The 20237-nt window shown below is 70.3% G+C and carries 16 protein-coding genes and 3 pseudogenes; 5 read left to right on the forward strand and 14 right to left on the reverse strand.

Features of this window, described 5'->3' with window-relative positions:
• The first annotated feature begins 2 nt into the window (after nt 1–2).
• Nucleotides 3–1025 (forward strand): M56 family metallopeptidase, encoded by a 1023-nt coding sequence (locus ABZV34_RS10270; RefSeq protein WP_356273193.1) that lies wholly within the window; start codon nt 3–5, stop codon nt 1023–1025.
• Between the two features lie 290 nt (nt 1026–1315).
• Here ABZV34_RS10270 and ABZV34_RS10275 read toward each other — a convergent pair whose 3' ends face one another.
• A complete protein-coding gene (locus ABZV34_RS10275) occupies nt 1316–1954 on the reverse strand; it encodes a PadR family transcriptional regulator (protein ID WP_356273195.1) in 639 nt (212 codons plus the stop codon).
• Between the two features lie 69 nt (nt 1955–2023).
• Here ABZV34_RS10275 and ABZV34_RS10280 point away from each other — a divergent pair, with 69 nt between their 5' ends.
• Both ABZV34_RS10280 and ABZV34_RS10285 read left to right on the forward strand, forming a co-directional pair.
• Complete coding sequence (locus ABZV34_RS10280; RefSeq protein ID WP_356273197.1) at nt 2024–2731, forward strand: ABC transporter ATP-binding protein; 708 nt, start codon at nt 2024–2026, stop codon at nt 2729–2731.
• Nucleotides 2732–2736: 5 nt separating this feature from the next.
• Nucleotides 2737–5556 carry an FtsX-like permease family protein gene (locus ABZV34_RS10285; protein ID WP_356273303.1) on the forward strand — a complete coding sequence of 940 codons (2820 nt, stop codon included), beginning with the start codon at nt 2737–2739 and terminating at the stop codon, nt 5554–5556.
• Nucleotides 5557–6025: 469 nt separating this feature from the next.
• Here ABZV34_RS10285 and ABZV34_RS10290 read toward each other — a convergent pair.
• The 5 genes and pseudogenes from ABZV34_RS10290 to ABZV34_RS10310 form a co-directional block, all read right to left on the reverse strand.
• Nucleotides 6026–6298 (reverse strand): annotated as a pseudogene (locus ABZV34_RS10290) (hypothetical protein); the annotation flags it as partial.
• 165 nt (nt 6299–6463) lie between these two features.
• Nucleotides 6464–6715, reverse strand: a pseudogene (locus tag ABZV34_RS10295) (class I SAM-dependent methyltransferase); the annotation flags it as partial.
• Nucleotides 6716–6957: 242 nt separating this feature from the next.
• On the reverse strand, nt 6958–7584 hold the full coding sequence (locus ABZV34_RS10300) for a class I SAM-dependent methyltransferase (protein ID WP_356273305.1): 627 nt from the start codon (nt 7582–7584) through the stop codon (nt 6958–6960).
• Complete coding sequence (fxlM, locus tag ABZV34_RS10305) at nt 7497–9395, reverse strand: methyltransferase, FxLD system (RefSeq protein ID WP_356273199.1); 1899 nt, start codon at nt 9393–9395, stop codon at nt 7497–7499. The genes ABZV34_RS10300 and fxlM overlap by 88 nt, the downstream gene beginning before the upstream one ends.
• 29 nt (nt 9396–9424) lie before the next feature.
• On the reverse strand, nt 9425–11413 hold the full coding sequence (locus ABZV34_RS10310) for an ABC transporter ATP-binding protein (protein ID WP_356273201.1): 1989 nt from the start codon (nt 11411–11413) through the stop codon (nt 9425–9427).
• Between the two features lie 474 nt (nt 11414–11887).
• On the opposite strand from ABZV34_RS10310, the gene ABZV34_RS10315 reads away from it, so the two are divergent.
• A complete protein-coding gene (locus tag ABZV34_RS10315; RefSeq protein WP_356273203.1) occupies nt 11888–12547 on the forward strand; it encodes a DUF6308 family protein in 660 nt (219 codons plus the stop codon).
• A 147-nt stretch (nt 12548–12694) separates the two neighbouring features.
• Here the strand turns inward: ABZV34_RS10315 and ABZV34_RS10320 are convergent, their stop codons facing one another.
• Nucleotides 12695–13498, reverse strand: coding sequence for a hypothetical protein (locus tag ABZV34_RS10320; RefSeq protein ID WP_356273205.1), 804 nt, complete (start codon nt 13496–13498; stop codon nt 12695–12697).
• Between the two features lie 480 nt (nt 13499–13978).
• Between ABZV34_RS10320 and ABZV34_RS10325 the strand changes: the two genes are divergently transcribed.
• Nucleotides 13979–14206 (forward strand): hypothetical protein, encoded by a 228-nt coding sequence (locus ABZV34_RS10325; protein ID WP_356273207.1) that lies wholly within the window; start codon nt 13979–13981, stop codon nt 14204–14206.
• A 249-nt stretch (nt 14207–14455) separates the two neighbouring features.
• Here the strand turns inward: ABZV34_RS10325 and ABZV34_RS10330 are convergent, their stop codons facing one another.
• The 7 genes and pseudogenes from ABZV34_RS10330 to ABZV34_RS10360 all read right to left on the reverse strand — a co-directional run bounded on the left by ABZV34_RS10330 (nt 14456) and on the right by ABZV34_RS10360 (nt 20220).
• Entirely contained in the window at nt 14456–15220 is a 765-nt protein-coding gene (locus ABZV34_RS10330; protein WP_356273208.1) for a hypothetical protein, read from the reverse strand.
• A gap of 141 nt (nt 15221–15361) precedes the next feature.
• Nucleotides 15362–16156 (reverse strand): DUF4232 domain-containing protein, encoded by a 795-nt coding sequence (locus ABZV34_RS10335; protein WP_356273210.1) that lies wholly within the window; start codon nt 16154–16156, stop codon nt 15362–15364.
• Nucleotides 16157–16361: 205 nt separating this feature from the next.
• Nucleotides 16362–16448: pseudogene (locus ABZV34_RS10340) on the reverse strand (IS5/IS1182 family transposase); the annotation flags it as partial.
• Between the two features lie 226 nt (nt 16449–16674).
• On the reverse strand, nt 16675–18060 hold the full coding sequence (locus ABZV34_RS10345) for an MDR family MFS transporter (RefSeq protein WP_356273307.1): 1386 nt from the start codon (nt 18058–18060) through the stop codon (nt 16675–16677).
• 42 nt (nt 18061–18102) lie between these two features.
• Nucleotides 18103–18972: an alpha/beta hydrolase gene (locus ABZV34_RS10350; RefSeq protein ID WP_356273212.1), complete on the reverse strand. Its 870-nt coding sequence runs from the start codon at nt 18970–18972 to the stop codon at nt 18103–18105.
• Between the two features lie 99 nt (nt 18973–19071).
• The gene (gene hcaB, locus ABZV34_RS10355; protein ID WP_356273214.1) at nt 19072–19866 is read right to left on the reverse strand and encodes a 3-(cis-5,6-dihydroxycyclohexa-1,3-dien-1-yl)propanoate dehydrogenase; all 795 of its coding nucleotides are present in this window, start codon (nt 19864–19866) and stop codon (nt 19072–19074) included.
• 3 nt (nt 19867–19869) lie between these two features.
• The gene (locus ABZV34_RS10360; RefSeq protein WP_356273216.1) at nt 19870–20220 is read right to left on the reverse strand and encodes a bifunctional 3-phenylpropionate/cinnamic acid dioxygenase ferredoxin subunit; all 351 of its coding nucleotides are present in this window, start codon (nt 20218–20220) and stop codon (nt 19870–19872) included.
• Nucleotides 20221–20237 lie beyond the last annotated feature (17 nt).

Below are 20237 nucleotides of genomic sequence, written 5' to 3' on the forward strand. Positions count from 1 at the left end.
CGGTGCGGATCAGCGTCTACGTTCCGTTCCTCGTATCCGCCCTGCTCACGCTGACGGCGCCGCGTCTGACGCGGCGGCTCTCCCCGCGCCCCGCAGCCTGGGCCCTGGCCTGCGCCGCGCTCGTCACGGCGGCCGGATGGACGGGATCGCTGGCGCTCTTGGCGTTCACCGGCATCGCGCGGATACCCCAGGTCGCCGCCGAGGGCCACTGGTCGGTTCGGGCGCTGCGAGCGGAGGACCCGGTGCACGTCACCGTCGCGGCGGGCAGTGCGCTCCTCCTGGCCGTGAGCCTCGTACGGCTGGCCGCGGCCGCCCTCCGGCACGCCCGCCAGGTCGCCCGGGCCCGGCGGGAGTGTGCCCGGCTGCCCGGAGACACCGAGCTGGCCGTCCTCGACGACGACGCGCCGCTGGCGTTCGCGCTGGCGGGTACGCCCGGACGGATCGTGGTGTCCCGGGGCATGCTGCGGTGCCTCGACGACGACGAACGCGGCGCTCTACTGGCTCACGAGCGGGCGCATTTGAACGCCGGGCACCATCGCTTCCAGACCCTCTGGCGGCTCACGGCCGCGGTGAACCCGCTGCTGCGGCCCCTGGCCGACACCGGCGCGTTCGTGCTGGAACGCTGGGCGGACGAGGAGGCCGCCGCGCGGGTCGGCGACCGCGCGGTCGTCGCCCGCGCGGTCGGGCGAGCCGCCCTGGCGTCCGCCGCCGTGTCACGCCCCAGCGCCATGGCGGCCACGGGCGGGGTCGTCCCCCAGCGGGTACGGGCCCTGCTTGCCCCGCCTCCCCCGCGCCGGACGCTGCCCTTCATGGCGGGCGCACTGCTGCTGACCCTGTGCTTCGTGAGTCTCGCCGACGCCGCGTCCGACAGCGACGAGATGGTCGACAGCGCCAAGCGTGTGCTGTGCGCCGCGCACCGCGCTCCGGCCGGCACGACAGCCGCCACGACGGACCACCGGCGGCAGCGGCACGACTTCTGCCGCCGTTACCGGGACCGTGCCGAGATCAGGGGACACCGCGTATAGCCGAGCGGTACGTGGGTTCCGAGCGGTACCTGGGTTCCGAGCGGTACGTGCGTTCCGAACGGTACGTCCGCGGACGATGACCGTTCGGCCTTCACCCTGGCGCGCCGACGCGGTGGGTCGGCGGAGGTGGGGTGGCGGAGGGGAGGCCGGGGCGATCGCTCGGTCGTGCGGGCGCGGTCCGGTGCTGTGCCGTGGTGGGGGTACAGCGGGTGAGCCACCTCATGGCCTCGTCCGGGGTGCCGATCGGGCCGGTGGCCGGTGGCCGGGCGGGCCGGCTGCGGGAAGCGTCGCTACGCGGAGTCCGACCAAGGCCCTCTCTCCCGGGCGTGGTCACCGTCGGCCCCCGCGACGCCGTCCTGACCTCGGCCGGGTGCAGGCGGCTGCCGCGGTGTCCGCGCGCCCCGCGCCGCGGCGAGCGGGCTCAGGTGCCGCTCGGCGCTGTCCAGCAGCCCCAGGTCGGCCTTGGTGTGCGCGACGGCCGCGTCGATCAGCAGGGCGACCAGTGGCTCGCCGGCGTGCGCCCTGCGCTGCTGTGCGAGGCCCGCGAGTTCCGACAGGTACGTCTGCCGCTGGGCCTCGATCAGGGTGACCAGCGCCTCCGCGCCCAGGGCGACGGCTCCCAGGAGCTTCAGGAAGACCTCGTCGCGGAAGCCGCCGGTACGTACCCAGGCGGTGGTCGCCCACGAGTCCATCTCGGCCCTGCCCGCGGGAGTCAGCGTGTACAGGTTCTTGTCGGGCCGGTCGGTCTGCGCGACTTGCGAGCGCGTGACGTATCCGTCCCGGACCAGCCGTTCGAGGATCTGGTAGAGGTGGCCGATGTTGAGGCCTCCCCACTGAGGACCGATGGTCTCCTCGAACTGGGCCTTGAGTTCGTAGCCGTGGCTCGGTCGCTGCGTCAGAAGCGCGAGCACGGCGTGGTGAAGCGGCATATACCTCCCTCCTGCATTGTGACAATATACCTGTGAATTGCGGCAATGTAGGGGAGTGGGGCTGCATCTATGGCTGCTGTGAGCGTGGCGTTGCGAGGGGTGAGCCGGCGGTACCCCGGGCTGATCGCCCTGGACGAGGTCGACCTGGAGGTCGCCCCCGGGGAGGTGGTGGTGCTGACCGGGGCGTCCGGGGCCGGGAAGTCCACGGTGCTGCACGTGACCGGCGGGATGGACCGGCCCGACGAAGGCAGCGTCGAGATCGACGGGAAGGAACTGCTGCCTCGTGACCTGGACGGCCACCGGCGGCGCATCGGGTTCGTCTTCCAGCGTTTTCACCTGCTGCCCGCACTCACCGTGCTGGACAACGTGCTGGCGCCCGTACTGCCCCGCAGGGTCGACTTCGACCGGCGTGAACGCGGCATGGAACTGCTGGAGGCGGTCGGCCTGGGCGGCCGGCCCGACGCCCTGCCGGCGGAGTTGTCGGGCGGCCAGCAGCAACGCGTCGCCGTGGCACGCGCGTTGATCAACCGGCCGGGGCTGCTGCTGGCCGACGAACCGACGGGCAACCTCGACAGCGTCATCGGCAGGGAGATCATCGACCTGCTGATGTCCCTGCGGGAGCGCTACGGGATGACGATGCTCATCGCCACCCACGATCCCGAGGTCGCCGCCAACGGCGACCGGGTGGTGCGTCTGCAGGACGGCAGGATCATCTCGAACCAGCGGATCACCGCGTCCGGCGACGTGCTCGACCGACTGGGAGGTCTGCGTCCGTGATAGCCATGATTATCGGTCAGCTCCGGCGTCGGCGCGGACGCGCCATGGCGCTGGCCGCCGGAATCCTCGTGGCGGCGACCAGCTTCACCCTGCTGACCTCGACCGTGCACACGAGCCAGGCCGGCACCGTGGGCACGGTACGCAAGAACGCCAGGTCCGCGTACGACGTCCTGGTGAGGCCGCCGAACTCGCAGACGGACGTCGAGCGGCAGGACGGCCTGGTCGCGCCGAACTTCCTGTCCGGCACCTTCGGCGGCATCACCATGGAGCAGTACCGGCGCATCGAGGGGATGACCGGAGTCGACGTGGCGGCTCCGGTCGCCAACATCGGCTACCTGATGGTCCACAACACGGTCTCCGTCGACGTGTCCCGCTTCCTCGACAGCGAGGCGCCCCGCCAGATCCTGCGCATCACTCCGATGCTCGCCGCCGGCCTGAGCACCCATCGTGCCGCCGATCAGTACGTCTACCTCACCCGCTCCCCCCTCACCTCGGGGAAGTCCGACGACGTGTTCGAGTCCGACACCCTGGAAAAGGGGGCGATCGACAGGAGCACACGGCGGTACATGATGAACGGGAAGTACAACGTGTGCTTCTACTTCAACGGGGACAAGACGGAGAAGACCCGGTGGAGCCTCGAACTGCCGATGAAGGAGAGCATCATCGGCGAGGACCTGAGCGACAGGTCCGCGTTCGACCCCGACCTGCACTCGCGGCTCAACTGCCAGTCGGGACAGGGCAAGGCCACCATCGACATCCCCGTCGCGTACCCGGTCCTGCTGTCCGCCGTGGACCCGCGGGCCGAGGACCGGCTGGTGGGCCTGCGCCGCACCGTCACCTCGGGCCGGATGCTCACCGAACATGACAAGTCGTACGTGGTGCCGCCCTCGAAGGACCCTCAGGGCCAGCGGGAAACGTACGTGCCGGTGGTGCTCAGCAGCCGCGCGCTGACCGCGGGGAAGATCAGCGCCACCGTCGAGCGACTCGACATCGGAGACCCTGCCGAGCTGCCCTCGAAGCTGGGCAACCCGACAGCGAACACCTTCGTCAAGAACCTGCACGGCACGCCCGTGGGCCGCGTCGGCGCCGACCTCGGACAGGGCTACCGCAAGGCGGTGCCCACGTACGGGGTCGACAGCCTCAACTACTGGACCGTCGGCCCGGTCACCTACCGCCGGACATCCGGCGGCGACCTCGCCGCACAGCCGCAGCCTCCGCAGAAACCCGACCTGTGGGTGACCAATCTGAACCAACAACCGGTCCCGGACGTCCCCGAGGAGAACACGGGCGCGCAGTACCGGAAGGTGACCAGCCACGCCTCCACCTTCTGCAACGGGAAGGGCGTGTGCGAGGGGCCCGACTACGGTCGCGCGTCCAGCCCGGTCATCCGCGTCGTAGGCCGCTTCGACACCGCCGAGCTGCCCGGCTTCTCCCCGCTGACCGAGGCACCGTTGGAGACCTACCAGCCTCCCCAGGTCACCGGCGAGGACAAAGCCACCCGCACCGCACTGGGCGACAAGCCGCTACGGCCCGACCGCAACCTGGGCGGCTACCTCACCCCACCCCCCACCATGCTCACGACGATGGACTCCATCACCGCGCTCACCAGGAGCCGCCGTACCCCGAGCCTCCAGGACACGGCACCGGTCAGCGCCATCAGACTGCGAGTAGCCGGAGTGACCGGCGTCGACGCCGCCTCCCGCGCACGGGTCAACGCCGTGGCCGGCAACATCCGCACCGCCTTCCCCAAGCTCCAGGTCGACGTGACCGTGGGCAGCTCACCCACCCTCCAGACGGTCGCGCTGAGCGCCACGGCGAAGGTGACGGAACGCTGGGTGGCCAAAGGCGTGGCGCTACGGATCCTCAAGGCCGTCGACACCAAGAGCGCGCTCCTCTTCACACTGGTCCTGGTGGTCTGCGCGCTGTTCCTCGGCCAGGCGGCGCTGGCCTCGGTACGCTCCCGCCGCACCGAGATCGGCACACTGCGCTGCGTGGGCTGGAGCGGCGGCGAGGTGCTCAGACTGGTCCTGGGCGAACTGGCCGTGATCGGTCTCGCGGCAGGAGTCGTGGGGGCGATGCTCGCGTACGGGCTCGGCAGGCTGCTGGGTCAGCCGGACGCCGGCGCCAAATCGCTCCTCGTCCTCCCGGTGGCGCTGTTGCTGGCCACGGGCGCGGGCCTGGTTCCGGCCTGGCTCGCCACCCGGCTCGGTCCCATGCAGGCCGTCCGGCCTCCGGTGACGGCGGCCCGCCGGGCCCGCCCGGTGCGCTCGGTGGCCGGGCTGGCGGCGGTCAACCTCCTGCGGGTGCGGGGCCGCACCCTGCTCGGCGCGGCGGGCCTCGCGCTCGGAGTGGCCGCCTTCACGGTGCTCCTCGCCCTGACACTGGCCTTCCAGGGCGAGGTGGCGGGCTCGCTGCTCGGCAACGCCGTCGTGGCACATGCGCGGACCGCCGACTACCTCAGCGTCGCCCTGTCCCTGGTGCTCGGTGCCGCGGGAGCCGTCGACGTACTGGTGCTCTCCCAACGCGAACGCGCCTCCGATCTCGCTGTACTGCGGGCCACCGGCTGGACCAACCGCGAACTCGCGAAACTGACCCTCTACGAGGGGATCGGACTGGCCCTGCTGGGGGGCCTGGCGGGTGCCGCGGCGGGTCTGGTGGCGGTGGTGGCGCTCGGCCAGGGCGTACTGCACGGCCATCTCCTCGCGATCACCGGCGCCGCACTGCTGGCCACGCTGGCCGCCACCGCACTGGTCAGCGCCGCCCTGACCGTGCCCGTCCGGACACTGTCCCGGATCGCCCCCGCCCACCTGCTGGCCGCCGACTGAACCTCTCGCCGACCGGAAATCCACCCGAAGCCCCAGGACATCCCGCAGCTACGGCGACCGTTCCGCTCCTCCGTACCGTTCGTACGCGGCGACCGGTTCCCGCTGAGCCCGCCCCACAGCCATGGCGAGCCGGCCGCCCGGCTGGGGCGGGCGATTGGCCGGCACACGGAGACTTCGGTGACCGAGGACTCCCGGCTGACAGTCGGCGCATTCCTGCTCCCGCCCTGAACGGCTCCGCCTTCCGGTCGGCGGACGGACGAGGGGCGCCTGACAGCCAGTTCGCCCGGTCCGGCGCGCTTTCCGGTCCTGGAACCGGGCTTCGTCGACCAGACCGGCTGGGCCGGCCTCACCGGTCACGTCGGCCTGACCGTTCTGGCCGCGCGGTCGAATACGAGGCCGCCGGGTTCAGGTGGATCGCTCAGAGCACCAAACGGGTTGCGCCAGGGCGCCCCGGCGCGAGGTCGAGGCGGGTGTAGCGGTGGTCGGGGTGTCCGGTCATCTGGCCGAGGGCGTCGTGGGTCAGTACGGCTTCGGGGCGGAAGTCGCGCGCGTCGCGGTATCCGAGCATGCGGGGGTGGCCCGCGCCGAGGACGGACAACGCCGTCGCGAGTTCTGGTGCGCGCGTACTGTCCGAGGCCCAAGTGGTGGTCACGACGGTCGTACGAGCCCCGCTCGCGGAGTGCAGAGCGAGCACGCCGCCCGCGAGCAGGTCCTCCCACAGGTGCGGTGCCAGGACCCACATCCGGGTCGCCGGCGGCGGATCGTCCCGCAGCAGGAGCATCTGCTCGCGCGGTGCGACCGTGGAGGACGGGCCGCGGTCGTGCAGGTCCGTGTGCAGGAGCGAGAGGACCAGCGGCGCGCCGGGGCGCAGGCCGTCGCGCAGCGCGGGCAGCGAGCGGTGCGGGTCGATGAACCCCATGGTGCCGATGGCGTATGCGGCATCGAAGGGCTCGGCCCCGGCGAGGTAGGCGACCACGTCCGCCCGCACGAACTCCACGCCCGGAACGTGGGCGTGGGTGGAGACGGCGCGCTCGTGCTGGGTGGGCGACAGCTCGATCCCGGTGACGCGCGCGTCGTGGGTCCGCGCGAGATGCACGGCGGGCGCCGGAGCCGATGTCCAAGACCCGGCGGCCTGCGATGTCGCCGAGGATCTCCGCACCCGGCCCGACCCCCTCCCAGGGCGTCCAGGCCCGTTCTTCGGGGACGGGCGGTATGTGCGAACGGGAGAGCTGGCGCTGTCCGTAGACGGTCCAGGCTCGGCTGTTGATGTCTTCGACGGACACGGGTGTCTCCTCGGGATACAGCGCGACGTGGGTCAGGTGTGCGTGACGAGGTAGGCGGTGCCTTCGCCGAGCCGGGCCCGTTCGACGGCGGCGAGGCGGGCGAAGGCCCCCGGTCCCATCAACCGACCCCTCCCTGCGAGGTGGTGGACGGCCCACATGTCGTGCTCCGGGGGATCGAGGAGAATCCGGCGGAGGCGCTCCCCTCACCAGAGGGTGTGCCCTGCGTTCCGGCTGCCCTGGCGCTGTCCTGTGGCGTGGTTGGCCCGGTCGGGCACGGGTCACGCAGGATCACGAAGGCCAGGCCTCCGGCGTCGTGCAGCGTCGGGCTTGCCCAGCCGGCCTGCAGCTGGGCGAGTTCGGCCTCGTCGAGAGCGATGCGACGCCGCTCGGCCGGGGTGTCGGCGGCGCGTGGCGTGATGACCACGATGGCGCCTTCGGGGCGCAGGCGTCGGCCCAGGGCGTGCAGGGTTCGGGCACGGGAGGTGAGTAACGGAACCACGAATCGAAGGGTGATGAGGTCGTAGCCGTCGGCGTGCAGTGGTGTCCCGTCGTCGTTCTCGTAGTTCTCGTAGTTCTCGTCGTGCTCGTCGTGCTCGTGGTTCTCGATGTCGAGGCGTAACCACCGCACGGCCAAGCCGTGTTGGGCGGCGGCTTCGGTCAGGGCGGTTTCCGACCAGTCGACGGCGTCCACGGCGTAGCCCAGCGTGGACAAGTGGGCTGCGAGTTCACCGACTCCGCAGCCGATGTCGAGGGCCCTGCCATCGGGCGGCGGAGGCGCGTGCGTGGCCAGCAGCGACCGCTCGCGGTCACTGAGTCGGCTGAAACGCCGACCGTCGGCGTAGCTGCGGTCCCATTCGTCTTGCGTGGCGAACATGCGCACGGCAGGTCCTTCCCGAGAACGGCAGCCCTGAGGGGCAGCGGACGGAGGGGTGTCAGGTCCAGCCCATCGTGGTGTAGAGCGTGCCCGCGGGGATCGCCTCCAAGGCGGCTCTGGCGTAACCCACGGTCGGTTCGGGCAGCGCGCTGAGCGGCCACCAGCGCCACTCGGTGCACCGGTCCGGCTGAAGGACGGCGGGCTCGCCGCTCCATCGGGACACGGCGAAGAAGAACTGGATACGCGGGATCGCGCCGGCGGGGTCGAGGAGGTCGACGACGTGCACGAGTGACAAGTCGGCCTCGGAGACGGCGAGTCCGCTCTCGGGCCCACTGCCCGGGCCGCCAGATCGGCTTGGTCGCCGAGCGCAGATGGAGCAGGTAGCGCCCCTCACCGTCCGTGAGAAGGGCCGCGGTGCCGGCCACGACCGGCCAGTCGATCGCGACGCGGGTGTGCCTCTTGATGAACACGTGCGGATCGCGCGCAGGGGAGGCAACGGCAGCACCGCCGGTCACGGGCTCGATGGTGATGCGCGGGCACAGCGCGGCGCGGTGGTTGCGCTGCCAGCGGCGGACCTGTTCGGCCATCTCCTGGGCGGCGAGGCGACCGGTGGGGCCGTAGCCGTGGACGACCAGCTCGTACACGCCTCCGCCGTCCTCGCCGTCGTGGACGCGCTCGGTTGCAAGGCATGCCAGCGAGGCACCGCGCACGATGGCCACACCCGGCCAGTGCCGCGGCGGCGGGTTCAGGACCCAGCGGTCGCCGCCGGGATCGACGACAAGGCGGCAGAAGCCGGGCAGCGCACCGGCGAGGAAGAGGGCGAGGGCGTCGAACGGTTCCTGGCCGCCGACGGTGACATGCGTGTGCACCACGGACGGCTCACGGGTGAGGACGGGGGCGAGCCGGTCGACCGGCAGGGGGGTGCCGTCCTCCCAGACGAGATGGACACCGGTGCCCGGAACCGTACGGCGGGTGGACTTCCACGCGCCGGCGCCCCGCATGGCCACGAAGCCGCAGACGATGAGTGGCTCTTCGCTGTGGAGGGCACCGTCGCGCTTGGTGAAGCCCATGGCCCAGGTGTACTGGTGCAGGCGCAGCGGTGCGACGAGGCGGCCGCCCTCGGCGAAGGCGCCGATCCAGGGCAGGTCCCAGCTGCCGACGGTCACGATGATGGCGTCGAAGCCTTCGTCAGGAGTGATGTCGGACGGGAGGTGTTCGGCGTCGGCGGTGACTACGCGCACGCGGTCGTATCCCGTATCGGTGAGGAATCGGGTGGCGCGGTCGGTGACGGCCGGGTCGATGTCCACGGTGGTGACGCTGCCCGCGGAGCCGACGAGTTCGGCGATGAGAGCGGCGTTGTAGCCGCCGGAGCCGATCTCCAGGACGCGGTCACCCGGCTCGATGCGGGCCGCTTCGAGCATGTCGGCCTGCAGCCAGGGGGCGGAGACGGAGCTGGTGACGCGACCCGCGTCGGTGTGGCGGGTGGCGACGATGTCGTCGGCGTACGCCGATACGACAGGAACCTCGGGGGCGAAGGCGTGCCGGGGCACGGTGCGGAAGGCGTGCTCGACGGCGGCGGTGCGGATGTGGCCGGCCGCGGTGAGCCGGTCGGTCAACTGGTGGCGCAGGGCGTTCGTCCCGTCGGTGTCGGCGGTGTCGGCGGTGTCGTCGATGGGAGGCATGGACCCGGCCGGCCTTTCGAACGGCCTGGTCACGCGGGATCCGGGACGGTGGGTGCGGCGGGGTTCGGGATGCCGGAGCTGGGTGCGTACTGGGCGGCTTGGGCGGCGAACATGGCGGCGTACCGCCCGTGGGCGGCGACGAGTTCGTCGTGGGTGCCGTGTTCGGCGAGATGCCCGTGGTTGAGGACATAGATGCGGTCCGCGTGGCGGACACCCGACATGCGGTGGGTGACCAGGACGACGGCCCGGTTCGGCGCGGCGAGACGGCGGATCCGGTCGAAGGCTTCGATCTCGGCTTCCGGATCGAGGGCGGAGGTGGGTTCGTCGACGATGAGGATGCTGTCCGCAGGGCAGGTTGCGCTGCGCCAGTGGGTACGGGCCAGGCCGATCTTCTGCCATTCGCCACCGGAGAGCTCGATGGCTCCCCGGAAGACGCGTGCCAGCAGGCTCTCCAGCCCGTTGGTGAGTTTGGTGATGACGGGGCCCGCTCCCGCGTAGTCGATCGAGGGCTGTAAGTCGTCCGGGCGCGCGTCCTGGTCCGGGCGGCCGATGCGGATGTTCATCGCCGCGGTCACCGGCCAGCGCTGGAAGTCCTGGGTGAGCAGCGAGACGCGGTCGAAGACCTGGGTGCGTTGCAGGTCCGCGACATCGGCCTCGTCCCAGCGGACCGTCCCTTCCTGGGGCAGCAACAGCCCGGAGAGGACCTTCATCAGAGTGCTCTTGCCGGAGCCGTTCTCGCCCACCACGGCGGTGACCGACCCCATGGGGAGGGTCAGCGACACGCTGTCCAGCGCCGGGCTCTCGCGGTCGGGGTAACGGTAGGTGACCTGGTCGAGGACGATGCGCTCAACCTTGGCCGGGAGCGGCGCGCCGCCCGAGGGGATGGCCCGCTCGGCAGCCTCCTGCAGGAAGCGTCCGTGGTCGCGGACGTACAGGGATTCCTCGTGCAGCTGGTTCACGTTCATCACCAGGGCTCCCAGGCTGGCGGAACCGGATCGGACGGCGATCACCGCGGTGCCGGCCACCGCCAGGCTCATGTGCCCGCTCGCGATCAGCCAGATCATGACGCCGTAGGTGGCGGCCATCGCCAGCCCGGACAGCGCCGATGCGGCCCACTCGGTGACGGCTTTGCCGGCGGCGAGCCGCTCCTGCTCGGCTTCGGCACTGTGGGCCATGCGCTCGTACCGGTCGAGCAGAAACGGCCCGACCGCGTGGATGCGGACCTCCTGCGCCGCCGTGCGTTCTGTGAGGAGATTCCCGATGAGGCGGCTGGCCCGCAGGTGCTCGATCCAGTTCATCATCGACACGTAGCGTTCCTGGGCCACCCGCATGGCGCCCCAGCCCCGGGGGGCCGCGATGACCAGCAGCATGGGCAGCAGCGCAGGGTGCAGGACGGTGAGGACACCGGCCGTGGCGACGAGCGAGATGGTGCTGTTCAGGGCCGAGACACAGGCACCGATCATGCGGCGGGCGGAGGCCGGCCCGTACTGGGCGATGTCGATCAAGCGGCGGAAGTCAGGGTCGTCGATGGCTTCGAGTTCGACGGCGGTCGCCGCTGCCAGGTACTGCGTGGTGGCGATCCGCTCGACCAGCGGTTCGAGGCGACCGGCCCGGGAGGTCGACCAGCCGGCCAGGGCGGAGTTGACGACAGCGACGCCCGCGGCGGCGAGCAGTCCGGGCAGGAGCGCGTGCAGCCGCTCGTCGGCGCTTCCGGTGCCGAGCAGGGCGTGCATGACCGCGTTGACGGCGAGCAGGCTGACAGCGGCGGCGACGCCCTGGGCGATTTCGCTGATCGCCACGGCGACGAGCGCACGGCGGTCCGCGCGCCACGCCATGCGCAGTGTGGCACCGACGAGTGGGGGCATCTGGCGCAGCGCCGACCGCATGGTCAAGTCCAGCCCCGCGTGCTCGTGTTGGGACCAGCCCATGTCATAGCGCAGCGGGCCGCCGAACAGTTCGCGCTCGGCGTCGGACACCTGGGGCTCCGCCAGGCGGACTTTCCCGAAGAAGTTCTTCACTCGTCGTCCCCCTGTGTGTACCGGTTCAGCGCCCGGTGGAACGGGCCGTGGGTGAGCGTGTCGGAGGTGTCGGCGGTTCCAGGGTGGCAGTCCGGCGGGAGATTCTCGATCGGGGCCCAGAACTGACGGGCAAACCCCGGCCGATTCTCTTGGCCGACCAAGACCGGGACACCGGGGGCGCCCAGGCGGGGGGCGCCCACCGGGTTTGTGGCAGGGCATGCCCGCGGCCGAGTCTCTTCCCGAGCCCCTGGCTCTCGCGTGCACCACCGGGGTCCGGCCGATCCGGCCCCGGTTCCGGAGCGCGCGGCGGGGTCATCGACTGGCCGGCCCCGTCCTCGAAGCCGATCGCCGCTACCCGCGGCCAGGCTTCTCGTCCGTGTCGACGGCGCCTTCCGCCCGAGCCACCGCATGGTCTCCGCTGGTGTACTCTCCACCGACACAGCAGTGTTCGTGGGGGAGTTGGGGGGCCTTGCGGTGATCGAACTGAAGATCCCGGAGATTTACTGGGACGACGAGAAGGCCGTACGCCGGCTGGTCGAGTACTTCACCCGACGACGCTCAAGCGGTGACCTGTTCTATTCCGGCGCGCACTTCGAGCGCCTGGGCGGGGGCGGGGACGCAGAGCAGGTCGCGGACCGCTTCGACAGCAACGACCTGGTGGCCATCACCACGCTCAGCGTCTCCCTCAAGCCGCACGGGGCGATGAACCTGCTGACCGACCCCGACGGGCACTGGGCGCGCCTGCTGTCGCTCATCCCTCGTGACGCGCGCTTGGAGAATCCTGGAAGCGATGCGCTCATGGAGGAGGGCGGACCTGCGTGGGAGTTGTGGGAGCGCCTGACCGGCAGCAAGCAATACCCCGGAAAGCCCGATGGTGGCGGTCCGGTTGTCGCATCCAAATTGCTGGCCCGCAAGCGTCCCCATCTCATTCCCGTCTACGACATCCGCGTCAAGCAGCTGTTCGAGCGACCGAGAGTGGACCACTCCTTCTGGGCCGCGTTGGCAGCGGCCCTGCGGGCGGACAACGGTGCCTTGCACGATCAGCTGGTCCGTCTCCGCGCCAAGGCGGGTATCGGTGAGGACGTCGGCGTCCTGCGTGTGTTCGACGTCATCGCCTGGATGCATCAGGGCTGAAGAGGCGGCGGCGAGGAGCTGAGCTTTGAGGTGGTCCGCGGTGGGGGCAGGGCAGGGGCTCCGGTAGGGGCGGGCAGGGCCTGCGGCCGACCGCCGGGGATGGTGCTGGCCGGCATCCAGGTGTTCGAACTGGCCGGCCCGAAAACCTCAGGGTTGGTCCTTGGCCCACCACAAGAACGCGGCGGCGTGCTGCTGGTTGGCGAAGCCCTCGCCGACCAGGGTGTGCAGGACGTCGTTGCTCCAGAGGATGAGCCGACCGAGTGTCCAGTCGACCGACTCGGGTGCCGGCAGATCCAGTCCGTAGACCGTCCGGGCGATCTCGCGCTTGCCGCCCGCCTCCGTCGTGTACTTGAGGATCGACAGGAACCGGTCAGGCCGCGTCACGCAGAGAACCCTGGTCAGGAGGGCTTCTTTGAAACCGGTCATGGCGAACGGCTTGGTGCCGGCCAGTAGTTCCTGCAGTCGGTCCTCGAGCGGCACGTGGGCAGGTCCGTACAAGAGGTAATCGATCGTCTGGCGGGTCGCCTTCCCGGCCGCGGCGCTGCCCATGGCGTTCCAGGCGGAGTTGAAGGTGGCCTGGTTGCCGGGGTGGGCGCCCATGTCGGAGTTGGCGAAGTCCTTGAGGAGTTTCGGGTCGCACGTCCGCAACCCGTCGGGGGAGAAGATCCTCTGGTACTTCGCCCAGTAGGCCGCCACCTCGGAGTCGAAGCCCGGCTTGGTGGCAAGGTACTGCTCCTTGAGCCGGGCCGCGCGTTCCACCCACGTGGGCTCGACGTCCTCGGGTTTCGGGAAACGGGCCCTGAGATCGTTGAAGGAGCGCGCAGGCTTCTTCGGGGCGGCGGGCTCGCCGTGCTCCCATTCGTAGCCGCAGCGGTGCTTCACGACGCGACGCCCGTCATCGAGCGCGCGGACCATGTCGATGTCCTCGTCGTCGCTGCACAGTGGGCACATGGCCACCACCATGGCTCTCCCCCCCGCTCCGCTGGTGCTCGTGCCCCGCACCGCCGGCCGGTGCACCCGCCCCTCAAGGGGCCATTCTCACATTCGGACAAGGCGGGCGGGTCCGGTACCACCCAGTCGAGGAGGACGCGGCCACTCTTGACGTCGGCGGGCCGACTCACTTCCTTGCCACGCAGGGTGCGCACGTACCGTGCTCGGGTCGGACCGCCGGTGACGCCGCGTAGCCTGAACGAACACCTCGGGCGGCCGTCCATCAACTGTCGTGGTCGGCGGGGAGAGTTGTGACCGACCGTGAGTTGTGGCCGCGCCCTCTGCAGGACAGTGGATACGGGCAACTGGCCACTGACACACTGACAGCCCAGAAGGACGCAAGCTCCAGCACGGCCCGCACCACCCCACACAGCGACGCGTGACAGGCGAGTCGTCCGCCGCGTCGTGCTGTGGCGGATTCTCAAAGGAGAGGGGATGTCCATGGCCGATACGCAGCTGACGCATCAGCAGGCTCTCGGCAAGGTGGTACAGGTCCTCGGCGGCACGTGGGATGCGCAGCGCGCCGTACTGGCCCTGAGGGTGGCGGGATACCAGCCCGCCGACCAGCGGACCGCGGAGAAGGAGGCGCGGCGGAACCTGCGCCTGCTGGCCGAGAGCGGACTGATCGTGAAGACCGACCCGGACAGGGCTGTGTACGAGCTCGCGTAACCCATGGCAACCGCCCGCCGGGTCCTCTGCGGCTGCGATACGTCAGCCATCGGCTGCGGGACGGGGGCCAGCGTTCGTGCGCACTCATCGCGTAGTGCGATCCCCCTGCGAGGCCCATCAGAGGATAGGTGTTCGCATCCATCGGTCCGCCTCGGGCGTTGGCATCGGCGTCCGCAGGCAATGGGTAAGGGACGCGATTTGCACCGGGTTGCCCCCAACGCGGCGTGTTCGCCCTCGTTCTTTCCACGATCAGTTGGAGTGCCCGCTGTCACCGAGGGTGCGCACGCCGGGCTCTCCACCCTGCGCGGGTTGCGCGACGGGGCTGCACCAAGCGGCAATCACGACATCGTGGCCCAGCGAGTCATCGACGTTGCGATGCAGGGCGAGATCGACGATGCGATCGTCGTTCGGCCTGTACGGGCGGTCCGGATCCGGCATTCCGAGCACCGGCCCCAGCGCATCGATCGCGGGCTTCCAGAGTGTGGACCAGTTGCGGCTGGCGGACAGGCGGAAGCAGAGCGCGAGTTGCAGCGGCCCGTCCGGATCCGGTACTGGCTGCGCTGCCCGACATGCCTGATGGATGGCCTCCTTCCATGCCGCCGACGTGGCGGACACGCTGGTGCGTACGGACAGGAGGGGCGGCGCCTCGGTACGGTCCGGGTGCGCCGGTGTGGCTGGTCCGACGGCGATCGTGGAGGAGGTGGCATGGCGTTTGCAGGCGAAGACGGCGTCGAACCGGCCGGCCCCGAACGCGCGTGCCAGGGGGAAGAGGTAGTTGTCGAGGTCGTGGCCGCCGCGGGTGAGCGCGATACGGTCGGCGAGCCCCACGTCGAGCGCCAGGGCCAGGTGAGCGGTGTCCCCAGCGAGAGCGGGACCGACCAGGGCCGAGACGGAGTCCAGGTAGGCGCGCAGACGCTGCTGGTTCGGGTGTGAGGTCGCGTCCCAGCTCTCGAGTACGGGCGGTTGCGACAGCCGGACGGGCGTGACTGCGGGTGGCGAGAACAGCAGGGGCATGCGGCCCAGTGTCCCTGCCGCGGGCCGTGCTCGCCTGGACTTCCGGTGGCCATCAGACTGGACTCAACTGGCCGCACACCTGGACTCTGTCACTGATCCAAGAGGGTGGAGGTGCGTCCCTCGCGCGTGGCCCCGGAAAGTTCAGCCCACCACACCGAACGGGGTGACCTGGACTCGTCCTTCGCATGGGCTGATCTGCACGGTTGGAGCCAGCCTCAGAGCCCGTGCATCGTCCGGCACCCGTATGTCGACGCCGTAGGACGGATCGATATGGCACTCCCCGCTCCACAGGATCGTGAAGGACGTGGTGTGCGCCGGGGCGAGGACGATGTCGGGAAGGTCATGTGTGGAGGTCCGGGTGACCGAGAAGTTGCGCCGTCCTGACGTGCTCTCCGGCTTGCCGCAGCGGGGTGAGGGATCGCCCGCGCCGCAGCCCCGGATGATTCCGTCACCGAAGAACGTAAGGCCGGGCCAGCCTCGCAGGTGGCATGTCGAGCCGGAGTGGTTGCGTAGGAAGATCTGTGTGGCGAAGTATCCGGGAGGGCCGGCCACTGGTGGGCCGGTATGCCCCTCCCACACCGTGAGAGCGCTCGACCCGCAGGCGGGAACGAAGGGCGCGACGGGTGCCGACGTGGCGGACGGCGCGTTGGCGGGTGTTGTGCTCGGCCTCGCCGCCGATGTCCCGACAGGTGACGGCGTGGCCGGGCGTGCGACGCGATCGCTTCCGGGCAACGCAGGCGACGCGGCGGCGTGTTGGACCGTCGCCGCCGCGGTCGGAACATCCGGGTCGCCCGAAGGCGGCGCCCCGGTGTCACTGCATGCGGTGATGGTGAGGGCGAGGAGTCCGACCGTCGCAAAGATTTTCCCCCACGCGGCCATGAGGCGGACCCTATCCGCATCCGCCATGCTCACAGGCTTGCTGTAGCAAGGCGCCATGATCCATTTGCACGAAGTTCATCGGCTTGCCGTTCGCCCCGTGGGCAGGTCCCGCGGCGCGGAATGGGCAAGCCGTCACGTTGTTCGGGCGTGGGCCTCCAGCCCAGTGGCCGGAACCGGCCGGGGCGCTTGTCGCCACCCGATCGGCGCACCCTGCGGCCCTGAGCAACCCGTGCCCGCCCTGCCTCGTGGATGTCGTCGCGTCGTGGTCGTATCCGCGGTCTGCGAGAAGCGCGTCGGGTCGGCGTCTGGGCCGGCCGACAACGCCGGCCACGGCAGGGACCTTGTCCAGCAAGGGCAGCAAGGCGCGGAGCCGGCGGGACCGTGAGCCGCGGTCTGGCAGACATGGACGGAACACTTCGGCTCGCGCGGAGGCGACCGATGCGTGGTCTGTCAGGAGACGAACATCAGCGCTGCAGCCCCTGCGAATGACCGATGCACACGCCAGTTGTAGGTAGCGCTCCTCCGTGGTGCTGGATCTCCCGGGCCTGTGTGCATGAGCCGAAGGGGTGCGCAGCTCAAGTGGTCGACGCCAACGGTCCTGTCAGGGACGGCTTCTGACTGTGTGACAGGAGGGCGGGGATGGTGAGAGCTGCCGCGCCTGCGGCGAGCAGCATGCCCGCGATGATGACGAAGCCCCGTATGTAGCCTCCTTCGGTCGGGGCGCCGCCCGCGTTCTGGGTGGCGGCCAACACGCCGGCGAGTACTCCCGAGCCGATGGAGCCGCCGATGGTGCGGAGATTGGCGTTCATGCCGGAGGCCACTCCCGTCTGCGCCGCCGGTACAGCGGTCACGACGACGTTGGCGAGGAGGGCGAGCGTGAACCCGACGCCGAGGCCGTTGACGCCCGCACCGAGGTACAAATGCCACGTGTGGTCGTGCATGAATGCGATCATGGCGCTGCCGGCCCCGCCCGTGCACGCGCCCAGCACCATGAGCCGTTTCGCTCCGAACCGGGCCGCCGCCGGTGCGGCCAGCAGTCCTGCCAGGAAGCTGAGGAGGCAGCCGGGCATCATCATCAGCCCTGACTCGCTGACACTGACGCCCAGTCCGAAACCGGAGGCGGGGGACGTCTGGGCGAGTTGGGGCACCAGGGAGCTGAAGGCATACAGGCCGAAGCCGATCAGCAGTGCGACGAGGTTGGCGGCCCACACTCCGCGGCGTCGCATCAGACGGATGTCGATCAGCGGTACCCGGGAGACGGTCTCGATCCGGATCCATGCCACCAGCAGTGCGAGGGACCCGGTGAGCAGCCCGAGGAGCTGGGGAGAGCTCCAGCCCCAGCGCGGGCTCTCGCTGATGGCGAGGACCAGCATGATCAGCCAGGCGGCCAGCAGCACGACGGGAGTGACGCTGATCCGCTCGCGGCTGCGCACCGGTGAGGACGGCACGTAACGGAACGCCGCGGCGGCGGCCGCGGCACTGGCACCGCAGGGCAGCCAGAACAGTGCACTGGAGCCGAGCGCGTCGGAGAGCGGTCCGGCCAGCACGGTGCCGCAGCCGATGCCGAAGGCCAGCAGCGAGGAGGTGAAACTGACGGCGAAGGGCACCCGCTCGGACGGGAACTCGTCGCGGATGATGCCGAACGACACCGGGAGGATGCCGCCGCCCACGCCTTGGACGGCGCGGCCCGCGATGAGCCACGCGGCGTCGGGCGCCAGCGCGGAGATGGCGCATCCGAGCGACAGGACCGCGAGGCATCCGACGAGTACCCGGTCCTTGCCCCAGGCGTCGCCAAGTCGGCCGAGTACAGGAGTGAAGACCGATGCTGACATGAGGTAGGCGGTGAGCAGCCAGGTGATCGTGGAACGGTCGGTGTCGTACTGCTCCGCCAGGGTTCCCATGACGGGGATGATGAGTGATTGGACGAGTGAGAAGGCCGTGACACCCACCGTCAGCACCATGAAGGTCGGGCGGTGGGCGGCGGCCGGTGCGTGGGGAGCCACTCAGGTCGCGCTGACGAATGAGGCGACGAGGCGGTTGAACTCTGCCGCATGCTCGATCTGGGCCCAGTGACCGCAGCGGTTGAGCAGTACCAGGCGGGAGTCGGGCACGACCGTCGTCAGGCGCAGGCTGTTCTCGAAGTGCACCACGCGGTCGTCGCGTCCGTGGATGGCCATCGTCGGGGTGGTGATGGCTCCTAGCCGGGGCGCAAGGCCGAAGAAGGCGGCCGCGGACGACTTGGCCGGCGGCGCTGTCGCCTCTTCGAGGAAGCTGCGCAGATGTTCGGGGTGAGCTCCAGCCGCCTGGGAGCGTAGGGCCGCGAGTTCGTCGGTGGCCATCGCGGGGTCGAAACACATGATGCGGACGAGGCGCTTCATGTTCTCGGCGGTGGGCTCCTGGTAGGCCGCGAGAAGCACCTTCAGTCCCTCGCTGGGCCCGTTGCCGGCCGAGAAGAGGTTGGGGCCGGGGCACGGGGCGCCCATGGTGACGAGGTGGCTGACGCGGTCCGGGTGCCGGATCGCGGTGGAGATGGCCGTCATTCCGCCCATCGAGTTGCCCACCAGGGCCGCTCGTTCGATGCCGACCTCGTCCAGGAAGTCGATCAGGGTCGCGGTGTGGTCACGGCCCGTCTCGGCGGTCTGGGTGTCGCTCTCGCCCCAGCCGGGCATGTCGACGGCCAGGACGCGGTGTTCGGCGCTGAGCGCCTCGATGTTGGGACGGAAGTTGCTCCATCCGGTTGCTCCGGGGCCGCTGCCGTGCAGCAGGACGAGGGGGTGGCCTTCGCCTGCCTCGTGGTAGTGGATGCGAAAGCGTTTGGTCCGGGCGAACCGGCTGGTGCTCTCGGCGGTGAGGGCCGGGGATGGGGACGTCACGTGCGGTGCTCCTCGTGCTGGGGCGGTCAAGTCGTGTGAGTGCCGGGTGCGCGCCTGTCGCCGGATCCGCGTACCGGTCCTGCGTGTCTCCGGTCTTGTTCAGGGACCCGGTCGGCGTGGCGTGCCGAAGGAGCTGATGTCGAACACGGTGCCGGTCACGCTGGCGGAGTTTTCGCGGGATGCCAGCAGCACGTAGGTGCCGACGTAGTCCTTGGCTGTGATCTCGCGCTGGAGGGCGGAGTGGTTGATCATCAGCTCACGCAGCGGCAGGGCATCGGTGATCTTCGTGTCGCCGAGTCCCAGGGAGGCGGGCCCCCGTAGATCGGTTGCCATGCCGCCGGGCGCCACGCCGTTGACCCGGATCTCGGGCGACAGCTCGAAGGCGAGCTGTTTGACCAGGCCGGCGCCGGCGTGCTTGGAGGCGGTGTAGAGCGGGCCGCCGCCGCCGGGGAAGAACGAGGCGTTGGACAGCGTGAAGATCATGCTGCCGCGCGATGTGCGCAGGGCTTCGGCGGAGGCCCGGGCACCCAGCACGTAGCCCTTGACGTTCACTGCGAACAGCTCGTCGAAGCCCTTGGCGAGGTCCTCGGGCGAGGTGTCCAGCAGGGACCGGGAGAAGTCCCAGACCCCGGCGTTGGCGATGAAGACGTCAAGTGCGCCGAAAGCGTCGACGGCCGTGTCCACCGCGGCGGCATTGTCCGCGGCCGAGGTGACATCGCCCTGGACCGTTCGTACGTGCTCACCCAACTGCCCTGCGACGTCCTCGAGTTTGTCCGCCGAGCGGTCGAAGACGGTGACGTGGGCACCCTCGTCGACGAACCTCTCCACGATGGCCCGGCCCATGCCCGACCCTCCGCCGGTGACCAGTACGGACGTGTTGTGCAGCCAGCCCATCGCTCAGCTCTCCTGGGGGACCGTGTAGTCGACGGGCAGGTTGACCAGCACCTCGTCGCCGTCGGCGCGTATTTCGTGCACCCGGACGGCGTTGACGGCGGGCGGGCACAGTGACCTGCCCGAGCGGAGGTCGAACTTCGCCATGTGCAGGGTGCACTCGACGACGCAGTTCTCGACCCACCCTTCGGCGAGGGAGAAGTCCTCGTGGGTGCAGGTGTCGTCGATGCAGAACAGTTCGTCCTCGCAGCGGTAGACCGACACCGGGGGAGTCGTCGCGATGCGCAGCCCCTCGTCGTCCTCCAGCTCGGACAAAGTGCACAGCCGCACCCAACGGGTCTGTATGTCGGTGGTCATGAACTCTCCTGTTACCT

Origin of the sequence: Streptomyces sp. NPDC005195, assembly GCF_040608315.1 — a bacterium.
Classification (GTDB): Bacteria; Actinomycetota; Actinomycetes; order Streptomycetales; family Streptomycetaceae; genus Streptomyces; species Streptomyces kaempferi.

What these genes read in the sequence shown, in the direction of transcription:
- ABZV34_RS10345 (WP_356273307.1), bottom strand. Translation starts at nt 18,060, where the DNA reads ATGGTGCTGACGGTGGGTGTCACGGCCTTCTCACTCGTCCAATCACTC.
- ABZV34_RS10325 (WP_356273207.1), top strand. Translation starts at nt 13,979, where the DNA reads ATGGCCGATACGCAGCTGACGCATCAGCAGGCTCTCGGCAAGGTGGTA.
- hcaB (WP_356273214.1), bottom strand. Translation starts at nt 19,866, where the DNA reads ATGGGCTGGCTGCACAACACGTCCGTACTGGTCACCGGCGGAGGGTCG.
- ABZV34_RS10275 (WP_356273195.1), bottom strand. Translation starts at nt 1,954, where the DNA reads ATGCCGCTTCACCACGCCGTGCTCGCGCTTCTGACGCAGCGACCGAGC.
- ABZV34_RS10280 (WP_356273197.1), top strand. Translation starts at nt 2,024, where the DNA reads ATGGCTGCTGTGAGCGTGGCGTTGCGAGGGGTGAGCCGGCGGTACCCC.
- ABZV34_RS10330 (WP_356273208.1), bottom strand. Translation starts at nt 15,220, where the DNA reads ATGCCCCTGCTGTTCTCGCCACCCGCAGTCACGCCCGTCCGGCTGTCG.
- fxlM (WP_356273199.1), bottom strand. Translation starts at nt 9,395, where the DNA reads ATGCCTCCCATCGACGACACCGCCGACACCGCCGACACCGACGGGACG.
- ABZV34_RS10320 (WP_356273205.1), bottom strand. Translation starts at nt 13,498, where the DNA reads ATGTGCCCACTGTGCAGCGACGACGAGGACATCGACATGGTCCGCGCG.
- ABZV34_RS10335 (WP_356273210.1), bottom strand. Translation starts at nt 16,156, where the DNA reads ATGGCGCCTTGCTACAGCAAGCCTGTGAGCATGGCGGATGCGGATAGG.
- ABZV34_RS10360 (WP_356273216.1), bottom strand. Translation starts at nt 20,220, where the DNA reads ATGACCACCGACATACAGACCCGTTGGGTGCGGCTGTGCACTTTGTCC.
- ABZV34_RS10285 (WP_356273303.1), top strand. Translation starts at nt 2,737, where the DNA reads ATGATTATCGGTCAGCTCCGGCGTCGGCGCGGACGCGCCATGGCGCTG.